Consider the following 13,353-nt stretch of genomic DNA (forward strand, 5'->3'; position numbering starts at 1 on the left):
TTCCCGGAAAATCCTAAGCAACAGGGGATTAGATCATTGAAAATTGCAGTTTTATTCGGCGGTACTTCCACAGAACACGAAATTTCCCTGCGCACAGGCACTTTCATAAGTAAAACTTTGTCTGCCATGGGACATTCGGTCAAACCCATTCTGATTTCCAGAGATGGTCGATGGGTCATCCCTAAAGAATATCGACCTGAGTTTCCGGAAGGAAATTCCAAAAATCCAGAAGAGTATTTAAAAGAATTCGAAGAAATTCATGCTACTGTTGCAGGAGCATTTTCCTCCTTAGATTGTGATGTAGCATTTTTAGGATTACATGGAACCAGCGGAGAAGACGGTTCTGTCCAAGGTTTCTTAAAAGTTCTTGGAATTCCATTCACAGGTTCAGACGTAAAAGCATCTGCACTTGCAATGGATAAGATCAGAGCAAATCGATTATTCCAACTTGCAGGAATGTCTGTTGCTCCGTTTTGGGAATTGAGAAAAAAAGAATACTCTGAAAATCCGACTTCGGTCGAAAGGTCAGGTTTAGAATATCCACTTTTTCTAAAACCTGTAGAAGGCGGTTCTAGTTTTCATACATTCAGGATAGAAGGACAAGAAGATCTTCGTAAAAGGCTGCCTGAGTTTTTCGATGCAGAAGAACATGCTATCTTACAAAAATTTTTGAAAGGAACGGAAGTTTCCTGCGGTGTTTGGGAAAAGAAAGAAGGCTCTAAAAGAATATTAGAAGCTCTTCCTCCTACAGAAATTATTCCAGGCGGAGAATTTTTCGACGTAGAATCCAAATACAAACCTGGACTTTCCCAAGAAATCACTCCTGCTCGTTTACCAGAAAAGATTATCTCTAAAATCCAAGAACAATCCATTCTAGCTCACAAAACACTTGGATGCGAAGGTTACTCTAGGACAGATTTTATAATCGTTGGAGAAACTCCATTCGTTCTCGAAACAAACACATTACCCGGAATGACTGAGACTAGTTTGATCCCACAACAAGCAAAGGCAGCTGGGATTCCCATCCAAACATTGTACCAATCTTTGGTAGACCAGGCATTAGAAAGAGCAGGGAAGATCCCTGTAGGTTAAATTGGCCTCAGGTTGCGCGTGTAGGAACTCCTACATTTTATCTAATCTGAAATAGTGCGAGTTTTGCAAAAAAGTTCGGACTGAATTTCACTTGTTTTAGATCTGTGAAGAATGCTCTGTCTTCTACAGTAAAACCTCGGATATCACAGAACTCCTGAAAATCTAAAACAGAAAGGAAATGTAGATTCGGGGTATTGAACCAACGATAAGGAAGAAGATCCGTAACAGGAGTTTTTCCTTGGAATAATATCCTAAAACGAACTTCCCAATATCCAAAATTCGGAAATACGATGATCACTCGTTTAGCGATCCGTAAACATTCCTTTATAATATCACCAGGATGTCTAGTCTCTTGGATTGTCTGATTTAAGATCACATAATCAAAACGTTTGTCTTCGTGATGACTTAGTCCTTCGTCAATATCTCCGTGGTGAACATAAACACCTTTGCGAATACATTCTACAATTGCGTCTTCGTCCTTCTCGATACCTTGTCCTCTAATCCCTTTTTGTTTTAGAAGATAAAGAAGGTCTCCGTTACCACAACCAAGGTCCAAAACCCTGGAACCTGGTGAGATTGTATCCAGAATATAAGCGAAGTCCGGTCTTTCTCTCAAAGTAGTGCTACTTAAGATTTTAGAATCTATCATTCATTCACCGGCATTTTTAGAAAACCTCGGATCACATCTTCTTGTCTTTGGTTTGGAAGAAGAAAACTATCATGACCTTCATTCGTGGTCAACTCTACATAAAAGACTCTTTTATCAGAAGCTTCTAAACTTTTTACGATCTCTCTAGATTGAGAAGGAGGGTAGAGCCAATCTGAACTATAAGAGACCACTAAAAATCTACAATGAGCAGGACTAAGCGCCTTAGTAAGTTCTTGTCCTTTTCCTAAACTGAAATGATCCAAAGCCTTGGTCACATAGATATAAGAATTTGCATCAAAACGATCTACGAAACTTTCTCCCTGATAGATTAAATAACTACCGACTGCAAAGTCAGAATTCAAGAGGTTTCCTATAGGAGGTTTCCTGCCAAATTTTTCTCTCATCTTATGATCAGATAGATAAGTGATATGACCCATCATTCGAGCGAGTGCAAGACCTTTTCTAGGAGTTGCATTGTCTTCATACAATCCATTATTCCAATTTGGATCTGAAAGGATAGCCTGCCTTCCCACTTCATTAAAAGCGATCTGCATTGCGGAATGTTCCGCAGAAGAGGCGAGTATAATACAGTTTTCTAAAGCATCTGGATAAGAAATGCTCCATTGTAATGCCTGCATTCCACCCATAGAACCGCCGGCCACACAGAGCAATCTTTGGATTCCGAAAGATTCTACCAAAAGTTTTTGAGCAGCCACCATATCTTTGATGGAAACGAAAGGAAAACTAGAACCATAAGGTTTCCCGCTGACTGGATTGATGCTCATAGGCCCAGAAGAACCCTTACATCCACCGATTACGTTCGACGATATTATAAAATATTGATCTGTATCAAATGCTTTGCCCGGACCAATATATTCATCCCACCAACCGGGACGTTTTTCTGAATCAGAATGAAAGCCAGCCGCATGAGCATCACCTGAAAGTGCGTGGCAGATTAAGATTGCATTGTCTTTATTTGGAGAAAGTGTTCCGTAAGTTTCATAAGCAACTACGGTAGGGGAAAGAACAGAACCGTTGTCCAGGCGTAGATCTCCCAGCACTGCGGTTTTTGGTTCTACTATGCCGACGGATTGATTCGATCCCATGATTTAAGTTCCAAATAACTAAGCCACTTTCCTTTTTCAGACGATCCAAAGCAAGCTTAGGAAAGTAAAAAGAGAAAGTGGCCGATTATTAGACGATTTTTTGGACGGAGTCGGAAGTCACACCTTTTTCAGTGCTTCGTCCAGGTCCGTAATAATATCGTCTATATGTTCTAGACCAACTGAGAGTCTGATAAACTCAGGAGTCACACCCGCAGCCAGTTGTTCTTCTGGACTCAACTGTTGGTGAGTAGTAGAAGCTGGATGGATCGCAAGAGATTTTGCATCTCCTACGTTTGCGAGCAAGGAGAATAATTCCAGACCGTCTATCAACTTCTTCGCTTCAGGAATTCCACCTTTTACTCCGAATCCAATGATCGCTCCGAACAATCCTCTGGTATGGTATTTTTTAGCCAGAGCATAGTTTTTGTCGGAAGAAAGACCAGGATAGTTCACCCAGGTTACCTTAGGATGTTTAGAGAGAAACTCCGCAACCTTTTGAGCATTTTGAGAATGTTGAGTCACTCTCAAATGAAGAGTTTCAATACCTTGTAGGATATTAAACGCGTTAAAAGGAGAAATTGCAGGTCCTAAATCTCTTAAACCTTGGACACGAGCCTTGATGATGAATGCAATATTCACTCCGCCAAACGGTTCAAACTTACCGAATACATCCCAGAATTTCAAGCCATGATAGCTTGGATCTGGCTCAGTAAAGTTCTTAAACTTACCGTTCCCCCAGTTGAATTTACCTGAATCCACGATAATTCCGCCGATGGAAGTTCCGTGGCCCCCTAAAAACTTAGTGAGTGAGTGAACTACAATATCTGCACCAAAATCAATAGGGCGAACAAGATAAGGAGAAGGTAGGGTATTATCGATTACAAGTGGAACCCCTGCATCATGAGCAACTTTAGCAACTGCTTCAATGTCAAGAGTATCCAACTTAGGATTTCCTAAAGTTTCTGCAAAGATAGCTCTAGTCTTATCATTGATCGCTTTTTTGAAATTTTCAGGATTGGACTGGTCCACAAAGTGAACTTTGATACCTAATTTAGGGAAGGTATAGTGAAGAAGGTTATAAGTTCCTCCATAAAGGGAAGAAGAAGCTACGATCTCCTGCCCAGACTCAACTATATTCAAAAGTGCTAATGTTTCTGCAGACTGACCGGAAGCAGTTGCAAGTGCCGCAACTCCACCTTCTAACGCAGCAACTCTTTGCTCTAAAACGTCAGTAGTTGGGTTACCGATCCTGGTATAAATATTACCGAATTCCTGGAGACCGAATAGTCTCGCTGCATGATCAGTGTCCTTAAAAACATAGGACGTAGTTTGGTAGATTGGGACTGCCCTGGATGTGGTAGTTGGATCCGGTGCTTGTCCTCCATGAAGAACGATTGTTTCTGGTTTATAGTTTCTTGCCATCGCTAGTAGGGCTCCTTTTTACTGAATGTAGAAATTTATTCTACAATGTCCATCTAAAATTTAATAAATAGGATAAAATAATCGTTATAGCGAACAATTTTGTCTCCAGCTAAAAATCCAAATTTATTTCAAAAATTCATCCCTTAAGAAATGAAATTCAGTAAATTCTGGAAAATATTTTCTAAAATACGAGAAATGTTCCTGTTTTATTGGTTTTTCAACGCAAGGTTCTGGTAGAATCGTTAAGTCATTTAGATTCCACGAATTCGATACGATACTAGTGGTACTATTTTTGGATGAATTGAAATACGGTCCCCGGAGAAATTCCGGCTCAAATATGAAATTAAACTTTTTGAATTTATTTAAAAGATCTCTAATACTTCCGGGAATTATACTTCTCTCCCTTTATCTAGTACCTGGGGAAGAGCTTGAAGCCCAACTCTGGATGCCTCCAGGCAGACAATACATGCAACCTCCTGATCCATTTACATTCGATGCAGGCGTGAACAAATTTAATAACGATTATTATCTATATCTTGCTCCTACCTTAAATTTGAATTTCGGGGGAGAATTCGGACTATCACTTACAGCTCCGATGAACTTTCTCGCGTACGATCAGGATCCAAAAGACCCAACTCTGAAAGTAGGTAGCATTCGTAAAATTGACTACGACCAAAAGAGTGACTATCTCAGGCTTATTAATAATATCTGGTACGGGACCTACGGACTTTATAAACCTGGGGAGACAACCTTCTCCTTTTATGCAGGAAAACTTTTTGATGGATATATAGGACACGGAACAATCGTAAACCGTTATGTGAATAACCAAAGGATAGACATTTATAATGTAGGTCTAATGGCTGATTTTAATAATGATTACGGTGGAGTGCAGGTATTCACAAACTCAGTCTATACTCACGAGATAGGTGCTGCCAGAGGATATGTTCGTCCGTTTGCAATCGCATTCAAATTATTTGATCTATTTACAGGAAGATCTCAGCTATTCGGAATGTTACAACTGGGACAAGGAAACGTAGCAGACGAAGCGGGTAGAAAAAAAGTCTATGAAGAAGCTGGAGTAGACCCAGAAGACAGAGAGAAATACAGAGCTTTGGTAGAAGATCAAAAAACTCATCAGATGAGAGAAGAAATGATTCCAATCGAGAAAAAGCCTGAATCTCGTAAGGAAAAATTAAAAGAATTTTTCAATCAGGACAATTTCGCAAATAGATTCGCTATAGGTTATACTACTGCCTTTGATACAAAGGCTCCTACTCAACTTGCATTTGATACGACTGGTCGTTTACGTTTGGATTCAAATAATAATCCGCTCGTAGAACAATCTGAAAAATTAGTCATCCAAGGTATGGATGCAGAATACAAACTAATAAGTTCAAAGTATGTGGAGATCACTCCATACTATGACGTAAACACGATCAAACTATTGAATTCGAAAGGAACTCATACAGGTGCAATGTTCCGCTTTGGTGGAAAAGATATCTACGCTAAGATCAAACCTGAATATAGGAATATGGACGCAAACTATATTCCTATGTACTTTGATAGCTTTTATGAGATAGAAAGATATCAGTCGAACATAAACTCTCAACTTCCAATGGCAAAGTTGGAAGCGGCTAAACTAATGGATCCGGACGCAGCAAAGCTAAAAGGGTATTTCACTTCTGTAGTTTTAAATTTTTATAGAGTATCATTAGAAGCAAACTATGAGAATTATTCAGGACCGAATAATTCTAGGATTTTCGTAGGTTTATATTTTCCGATCGGTTCCCTCTTCATGATCTCAGGTTATTATACACGTAAAAATTTTGATCAGAACAGAGACGCATTCAAGGTGGATGATAATTCAGTTGGAGCAATAGAAGCGGCTCTGAACCTAGGATTTATCGCGATCAGAGTGCAAGATATTCGCAGATGGGTCTACGATAGTACATCAAATAGTTTCGTGGCCCAGGACGAACAAAAGGTTCTATTCTCTAACTCTTTATCATTCTAATATAGCCTAAAAATAGAATTTTCCCATTGGGAAAGGAAGAAGGAAACGGCCTGTTCCGATCTCAAAACAGAAGAAGAAAGTCTTATTCCAGGAATATTGTATTTTCTGAATATTTCTAATTCGGCATTTGTCCAACCTGGTTCAGGTCCAACCAATATAGAATATTCTTTATCAGCTAATGGACGATGTTCTTGGATAGCTTTTCCCTTCTTGTCCAAATAGAAAAACTTACGGGAAGAAGAAACTATTTCCGAAATAGACTCTTTTTTCTCGAAACTGGTCTTTTTGCCTGGAGGAATAAATCCAAGTTCTACTTTAGGCAGAAATATATTACCACCTTGTTCCATTCCTAAGATCAGTTTTTCTTTTATATTCTCTTCTTTCCAAACAGGGGAGGTGAGGTATTCTTTTCTGGATAAAGTTGCGAGCCTAAATTCTAAGGATTGTACACCCCATACACTCGCAAGTTCTATGATTTTTTCGATAGTCGGAGGTCTTTGTACGGAGACGATCAGATTTATACCAGGACTTCTTCTTTTAGGTTTTATAATGGGAGTGTAAGATCCTAAAATTTCCTGAGAAGATATTTTTAGAATTTTAAAAATCCCTAAACTTTCATTCAAAAGACCAGCTTTGATCTTATCTCCTTCTTTCTTTTGAAGAATATTTAGAATATGACTGATCCGCTCTTTATTGGAAATCTTGAATTCCCCAGAATTTGTTTTCTGAGTGGGATCCAATATTAGATAATTCATATGTTTAAATTTCTACTTGAGGCGCCTTATCATCTTCTTCTTTAGGAGTTGGGACAGAAGGTTCTTGTGTCTCCGGAGAATTCCAATTCGGAACGGAATCATTCCAATTTTGGGAAGAAAAGAAACAGGCTCTTGCGATCCCGATCAGGATCAGAATGAATAGAATATATTTTGCGAGTAGTGGGCCGAATCCAGTTCGGTTCGGATCATCATTATAATTTTCGAACGTTTGAGGACGTTCTCCAGGATTTTGCCAACCATAAGATCTGTTCCGGCTAAATCTGGATTTGATGGATTCGAATTTATTTTCTAAAAAACGAAAAAATCCCCGTACTGAACGGGGACTTTGCGCTTTGGAGTCTCCTCCTGGGAGATCGTATCTTCCGCCTCTAAAACTGGCCGGGTCTTCCGGATCAAAAACGAAAGAATGATAACATTTCGGACACCGAACAGTCAGTCTTCCCAAATCAATGGGAATCCTGAGCTCGGTGCCGCAGGAAGAACAAGGAAGAATATACCGCACTTAGCTTAGTATTTCAGGGATTCCTTGAGCGTATTTACGTTCTCTTTATAATTCTCATTACCCAATTGGTCGTTGTAATCGAAAATTTTGGTAAATAATCTGTCGAACGAATCCAAATGTTTAATATAGAAAGTCTTTTTGAAAGAATTACGGATAGGGTGGGTCTTAGTATTTTCTACGTTAGCAAGAACGTATTTACCAACACCTTTTTCACTAGGAGTTTCAGGGCGACCACCTTCAGGATAACCGTTCTTTTGATAGAAAAGTTCGATTTTGTCGTTATGCCCTGGTTGATCATTCGGAGCCCTGTCGATGATCTCGGAAACCGATTTATCTTCGATTAGGAAGTTATTCTTATAAACTTTGCTGATAATTTTGCTGATTTTGCGAGGAGGTTCCATTCTTGGATCCGGATCGTTAGTGTTCGGTCCTTCGAAGTAGATTTCCATATATTTGGAAAGTCCACCTTGAACGATCTTACCTTGTCCTCTTTCCTCGTCCTTAATGAAATCGTAAACTTCTACGCGGATACAGTTATTCGCTGCATCTTCTTGTGCGTTGCTATTAGCAGGCACACATTCGTCGTTGTTTGCTTTTCCTTTGAAAAGGACAGTACGGAATGGAAGAATACGCACTTTCATTTTCATGAGTACGGTATGACGTTTCAGTCTTTCGTTTAGAGCGGATGCTCTTTGATCCAGACCTTTTTCAGTATCCAAAATGGCAGCACCAGTTTGCTGATCTTCCTTCTTTTGGCCTTGGTTGTCTTGAGCGTTGAGTATGCCTGCGATTGAAAAAATTGCCAGGCAAAATGCGATTTTGCGTTTCATTGTACCCTATTTCCTTGGTCTCTTCTGCGTTTGGGTTTCCCCGAAAGTCGGGAATAGCCTGTCTCTAGTATCGGTAAAATAGACTCCCGATTAAATCCAAGACTTACATTTTCGCACCGAAAACGTTTATTTTCCGGATTTTGAACTGGTTTCCAGATACAGTTCATATGGGGGAGGAGTCGGTTTCAATCCTTTTTCAATCAGATTGGCAGCCCATCTCCTTTCTACAAAATCGCAGAAATCCCTTAAATCCCGCCCAGAATGCGATCCTAATCGTTGTGAAATTGTTAAACGCTCAGAATCCTGTAAATGTTTAGCATAATTTCCTAATATCGCAGCCCTTTCCTTTTCGTTAGGTAGGGGGAAGAAAACGGATCTATCAAATCTCGAAACCAATGCCTTGTCCAGGTCCTGTTTTCTATTAGTTGCACCTAGGGTGATTGATTTTTGTCCCCCTTCGAAACCATCCAGTTTTCGTAATAATACGGATAGAATGTTCCTTGTAGCCTCGAATAAGCCGTCGTCCCTGGATCCAGCTAATGAATCTATTTCATCCAAAAATAAAAGACAAGAAGGGAATAGGGAAGCCACATCGAAGACATAAGCCATGTTCTGAGCGCTTTCTCCATAATATTTACTTAAAATGGATTCCACAGGTACATAGATAAGAGGGATCTCAGTCATACAGGAAATCACCTTTGCCATTGTGGTTTTTCCCACCCCAGGTTCTCCTTCTAGAAGAATTGCCCTTGGTTTTGTTCTACCTGGGAATTTACGGGTAAGTTTGGAAAGTTCCTCTAGGGTCTCTGGAGATTTTAAAGGAAGTATAATGGATTCTAAAATTTGCCTTTTGACATCCTCGTAACCTGCTATGGTTTCGAATGTCATCCAATCTCCCTTCTTCTTTGCTTCTATTGGATCGAATACATCGATTCCTAGTCTAAGCAGAAGTTCTTTAGGATTTTGAACGGACTCTTGTTTGGAAAGTCTGAGATATTTGAATAGGTCGATTGCGGAGAAAATTTCCTCTCTATGGAAATCTCCCTTTTTAGTCATCTCTATCTTGCTTTGGTTCCTTCCCGAATAGAAACGGAACTTTGCATTGTCTAAGATGTTTTTGGTTTCGAATAAGTTCTCATTCAATGCTTGCAGGCAAACATATCCAGGTTCGAACGTATGGATCCTTAAATTTTCTATATGGTTTCGAACTATCTGGATACAGTCCAAAAGTTGGCCTTTGTCTGCACCCGGGATTGGAAATTCTATCCTGAGATCTTTTTTGTCAGGTACAAATGCAGGAAGTTCAGAATCCTTGACTCCTAGACCTTTTAATTCCGAATAGAGTAGGTTTTTGGCCTGGGTGAAATCCAGAATATTTCCGGAATTTCGTAGGGGTGCAGTGGTCAAATCTTCAGGTTTCATTCTTTATTCCCTAGAATTTCTCTTGTATAATCTTTCGGTTCTGTCGAAGAATTTAGAAAGAACCTTTGGAGGCAAGTCCTAATGGGTGAAGGCTCCCTTTCACAAGACGATATAGACGCATTACTAACCGGGTCCAGTCCGGGAGGTGGGGGCGGAGGCTCAGCTGATTTTAATCTGAGCGGAGAATTGGATTCGCTACTCGGAGATTCTGGCGGTGGAGCAGGAGCTTCTACGTCTCCAGCATCTGGAGGAGCTCCATCTTTCGCGGATATTGCTGCGGCTTTGGGACCTTCTTCTACCCCAGCTCCTCCAAAAGCAAGTGCTCGTTCTAGCTCAGTTTCTTCCAATACAGCAAACTTAAATCTATTACTAGATGTTAATGTTGCTCTCACTGTAGAGTTAGGTAGGACCAATATGTACATTAAAGATGTTCTAGGTCTGAACGAAGGTGCAGTAGTGGAACTGGACAATGCTGTCGGAGAAGATTTAGATATTTTAGCAAACGGCAAACTGGTTGGAAAAGGAAAACTGGTTTTATTGGATGATTATTACGGCATTAGAATTACCGAAATAGTAGATCCTTCTCGCAGGATGCTCTAAAATAGAAGTTCGTATCCGGAGTAGGTTCCGGATACGACGATAACTTTTAAGCCTTTTTGTCCTCGCTTCCGAGTACTGATTTCATCACAGATTTAAAATTAGATAGGTTTAACGGAAGAACAAGCTCTGTTCCATCCTGTCCTAATTTTTCTACCTCTTTGATAAATCTCTGAGCAATTCTGAGTTTTACTGCTTCTTTTCCACCTTTTGTTTTGATAGCAGTCGCAAGTAGTTCGATACCTTTTGCAGTAGCAGTTGCAATGGATTCAATTTCCGCAGCTTGTCCTTCTGCCTCGTTGATCCTTTTTTGTTTTTCACCCTCAGACTTATTGATCGCTTCTTCTTTAATACCTAAAGAGCGGTTGATCCTAGAATCTCTATCCCCTTCAGAAAGGGAGATCTGTGCTTTCTTAGTGATCTGTGCTTTTTTCTCCCTTTCCATTGCTTCGATAATGGATTTAGGAGGAGCGATGTTTACGATCTCGTAACGATTTACGCGAACACCCCAAGGTTCTCCTGCCTGGTCTAGAACTTCTAGGATCTTACTATTGATCACTTCTCTGGTTTCGAAAGTTGTATCCAGATCCATGGTTCCAATGATAGCTCTCATAGTAGTTTGCACGAGTTGGGTAACTGCGAATCTATAATCTTCTATCCCGTAACTTGCTTTCTGAGGATCGAGTACTCTCAAATAAAGAATACCATCCATCTCTACCTTAACGTTGTCTTTTGTGATACAAGTTTGAGGCGGAACATCTATCGCTTGCTCTTTTAAAGTATGATAGTAAGCATCATAATCTATAAAAGGGATGAGAATATGGAACCCTGCATGTAGGGTCCTACTATATTTTCCGAGTCTCTCTACAATGATACATTCTTGAGCAGAAACAATTCTCAAAGAACGATACAGTTTATAGGCAAGGTAAAGTAAAAACCCAAGCCAAAATATCCATAAAAATACTGAAACAAACATATTAAGTATTACTCCTTTTCTGAATCCAGTCCTGGGAATTTGTTAGTCACCTTGGAGATTCCTTCAAAGAGACCGACTACGTTTGCCATTTCAATAGGAAGAACTGTGGTCTTAGCTTTTTCCAATATGACTCCTAATCCTGAGAGATAATCTTCTGTGATCTGGAGATTGACTGCTTCTGATCCGCCTTCATTTCCGGTGGCTTCTGCGATCTGTTGGATCCCTTTTGCCTTGGCTTTTGCAATGAATTCAATCTCCTTAGCTTTACCTTCTGCCTCGTTTACTTTCTTGATCTTTTCACCTTCAGAAAGATTGATTGCTTCTTGTCTTTCTCCCATAGAGCGATTGATCCTAGATGCTTTTTCTCCCTCTGATATGGTGATCTCTGCACGTTTTACACGTTCTGCTTTTACTTGTTCTTCCATCTCATGAAGGATCTCCTTAGGTGGAGAAATGTTTTTGATCTCGTAACGAGTTACCTTGATTCCCCAAGGATCTGTTGCCTCATCTAATGCTCGAACCACGTTTGCATTTATATCATCTCTTTCTGAGAATGTATGGTCCAATACCAATTTACCAATCTCGGAACGAAGAGTAGTTTGGGCTAGCTGGATGGTTGCGCTTCGAAAGTTTTCAATTTCGTAAGAAGCTTTGTAGGGATCCATGACCCTAATATACAGAATACCATCCACCAAAATGGAGACGTTATCCTTGGTGATACAAGTCTGAGGAGGAATATCGATAGCGATTTCCTTTAAGAGTTGTTTATACCTGATCTGGTCTATGATCGGAATGAGAAAATGAAAACCTGCGCCGAATGCTCCACGGAACACTCCCAGCCTTTCCACAACAAAACTATATGTTTGGGGAACGACGATACAGGTTTTCATAATGAGGTAGATTACTGCTATAACGATCAGCGTAAAAAATAGAAATGGGTCCATTTTGTTAGTTTCTAACTCCTATTCAAAAATGATTATATTTCGGGAAGCTCGATCGGCTCCACAACGAATGTCAGATTTTCTCTTTCTAAAATCCTTGCTCTTTTACCAGAAGGGATCCGTTTGGATTTGCTAATCGCATCCCATTCAGTGCCTTGGAATATGACCCTACCACCTTTCCGTTCTACAAGAATATCTTTGGAAACTAGAACGATCCTTCCCGGACCTTCTTCAGGAGTGAGAGTTACTTTTTCGGAAGAAGAAGGGAAAAATTTTCTAAGAAAACTTCCTCCTATCCAGATTAGAATTCCTGAAAGTGCAGCCCAAATGATTGCTTGGGTCCAAAATCCTATTTCATAAAAATAGGAAATACTTCCTACGATTGTTGCAGATAGCCCTAAAAAGAATACGAAGGCCCCAGGGACAAAAAGTTCCGCCACCATAAGTACGATCCCAGAGGCGATCCAAAGATAAGAGAGGTTATGTCCGTCTTGCAAAAAGTCCATGGTTTTTAGGTAGAAGAAAGGGGAAAAATTCTATTTTCAAAAACATTCCCGTCCATATTCTTAGCGGGAGTGATGAGAAAAATTTGGATTCGTCTGGGAATGGGACTACTCGTCGTATTCCTTGCTCTTCAGTTGATCCCCGTACAACCTCCGTTGGGAAAGAATGCTAATGAAATCAAAACGGAAGAACGCGTCAAAAAGATTTTTCGAAAGTCTTGTTATGACTGTCATTCTGATCTAGTAGAATGGCCTTGGTATTCTAAGGTTTTTCCGGTTTCTTTATATATCTCTCATCATATAGAAGAAGGCCGGGAAGAATTGAATTTTTCCGAATGGGAAAGCTTAAAACCAGAAAAAAAGGCGGATCTTGCGGAAGAAATATTAGAAGAAGTGGAAGAAGGTCATATGCCTCCCAAGGATTATATTTTCTTACATTCTAACTCTAAACTGGATAAAGAAGAACTAGAGATATTAAGAGACTGGCTCCAATCATTTGCGGAAAATCAATAAGGCGTCGAAA

14 protein-coding genes are annotated in these 13,353 nt (G+C 39.9%); 4 read left to right on the plus strand and 10 right to left on the minus strand.

Going from position 1 to position 13,353, the window contains the following annotated elements; translation table 11 throughout:
* Positions 1–36 precede the first annotated feature (36 nt).
* Entirely contained in the window at positions 37–1,092 is a 1,056-nt protein-coding gene (locus tag CH362_RS09020) for a D-alanine--D-alanine ligase (protein WP_100710024.1), read from the plus strand.
* A 37-nt stretch (positions 1,093–1,129) separates the two neighbouring features.
* Here CH362_RS09020 and metW read toward each other — a convergent pair whose 3' ends face one another.
* From metW to CH362_RS09035, 3 genes are all read right to left on the minus strand, one after another.
* Complete coding sequence (gene metW, locus CH362_RS09025; RefSeq protein ID WP_100710025.1) at positions 1,130–1,741, minus strand: methionine biosynthesis protein MetW; 612 nt, start codon at positions 1,739–1,741, stop codon at positions 1,130–1,132.
* Positions 1,738–2,847: a homoserine O-acetyltransferase MetX gene (metX, locus tag CH362_RS09030; protein WP_100710026.1), complete on the minus strand. Its 1,110-nt coding sequence runs from the start codon at positions 2,845–2,847 to the stop codon at positions 1,738–1,740. The genes metW and metX overlap by 4 nt, the downstream gene beginning before the upstream one ends.
* A gap of 117 nt (positions 2,848–2,964) precedes the next feature.
* The gene (locus CH362_RS09035; RefSeq protein WP_100710027.1) at positions 2,965–4,269 is read right to left on the minus strand and encodes an O-acetylhomoserine aminocarboxypropyltransferase/cysteine synthase family protein; all 1,305 of its coding nucleotides are present in this window, start codon (positions 4,267–4,269) and stop codon (positions 2,965–2,967) included.
* Between the two features lie 337 nt (positions 4,270–4,606).
* Here CH362_RS09035 and impL63 point away from each other — a divergent pair, with 337 nt between their 5' ends.
* A complete protein-coding gene (gene impL63 / locus CH362_RS09040) occupies positions 4,607–6,283 on the plus strand; it encodes a cytoplasmic membrane protein ImpL63 (RefSeq protein WP_100710028.1) in 1,677 nt (558 codons plus the stop codon).
* Here impL63 and CH362_RS09045 read toward each other — a convergent pair.
* From CH362_RS09045 to CH362_RS09060, 4 genes are all read right to left on the minus strand, one after another.
* Positions 6,280–7,038 (minus strand): RsmE family RNA methyltransferase, encoded by a 759-nt coding sequence (locus CH362_RS09045; RefSeq protein WP_100710029.1) that lies wholly within the window; start codon positions 7,036–7,038, stop codon positions 6,280–6,282. The genes impL63 and CH362_RS09045 overlap by 4 nt on opposite strands.
* Positions 7,039–7,042: 4 nt before the next feature.
* Positions 7,043–7,561, minus strand: coding sequence for a zinc ribbon domain-containing protein (locus CH362_RS09050; RefSeq protein WP_425269032.1), 519 nt, complete (start codon positions 7,559–7,561; stop codon positions 7,043–7,045).
* Positions 7,562–7,566: 5 nt separating this feature from the next.
* On the minus strand, positions 7,567–8,391 hold the full coding sequence (gene fcpB, locus CH362_RS09055) for a flagellar-coiling protein FcpB (RefSeq protein ID WP_100710031.1): 825 nt from the start codon (positions 8,389–8,391) through the stop codon (positions 7,567–7,569).
* Positions 8,392–8,517: 126 nt separating this feature from the next.
* The gene (locus CH362_RS09060; protein WP_100710032.1) at positions 8,518–9,813 is read right to left on the minus strand and encodes an AAA family ATPase; all 1,296 of its coding nucleotides are present in this window, start codon (positions 9,811–9,813) and stop codon (positions 8,518–8,520) included.
* Positions 9,814–9,894: 81 nt separating this feature from the next.
* Between CH362_RS09060 and fliN the strand changes: the two genes are divergently transcribed.
* On the plus strand, positions 9,895–10,413 hold the full coding sequence (fliN, locus tag CH362_RS09065) for a flagellar motor switch protein FliN (RefSeq protein WP_086448896.1): 519 nt from the start codon (positions 9,895–9,897) through the stop codon (positions 10,411–10,413).
* 46 nt (positions 10,414–10,459) lie between these two features.
* On the opposite strand, the gene CH362_RS09070 is transcribed toward fliN, so the two are convergent.
* From CH362_RS09070 to CH362_RS09080, 3 genes are read right to left on the minus strand one after another with little or no spacing between them, the layout of a single operon-like run.
* Complete coding sequence (locus CH362_RS09070; protein ID WP_100710033.1) at positions 10,460–11,386, minus strand: SPFH domain-containing protein; 927 nt, start codon at positions 11,384–11,386, stop codon at positions 10,460–10,462.
* An 8-nt stretch (positions 11,387–11,394) separates the two neighbouring features.
* Positions 11,395–12,330, minus strand: a complete 936-nt coding sequence (locus CH362_RS09075; RefSeq protein ID WP_100710034.1) for an SPFH domain-containing protein — start codon at positions 12,328–12,330, stop codon at positions 11,395–11,397.
* Positions 12,331–12,362: 32 nt separating this feature from the next.
* On the minus strand, positions 12,363–12,833 hold the full coding sequence (locus CH362_RS09080; protein ID WP_100710035.1) for an NfeD family protein: 471 nt from the start codon (positions 12,831–12,833) through the stop codon (positions 12,363–12,365).
* Between the two features lie 72 nt (positions 12,834–12,905).
* On the opposite strand from CH362_RS09080, the gene CH362_RS09085 reads away from it, so the two are divergent.
* Complete coding sequence (locus CH362_RS09085; protein ID WP_100710036.1) at positions 12,906–13,343, plus strand: heme-binding domain-containing protein; 438 nt, start codon at positions 12,906–12,908, stop codon at positions 13,341–13,343.
* Positions 13,344–13,353 lie beyond the last annotated feature (10 nt).

This window comes from Leptospira saintgironsiae, from assembly GCF_002811765.1.
Taxonomy (GTDB): domain Bacteria; phylum Spirochaetota; class Leptospiria; order Leptospirales; family Leptospiraceae; genus Leptospira_B; species Leptospira_B saintgironsiae.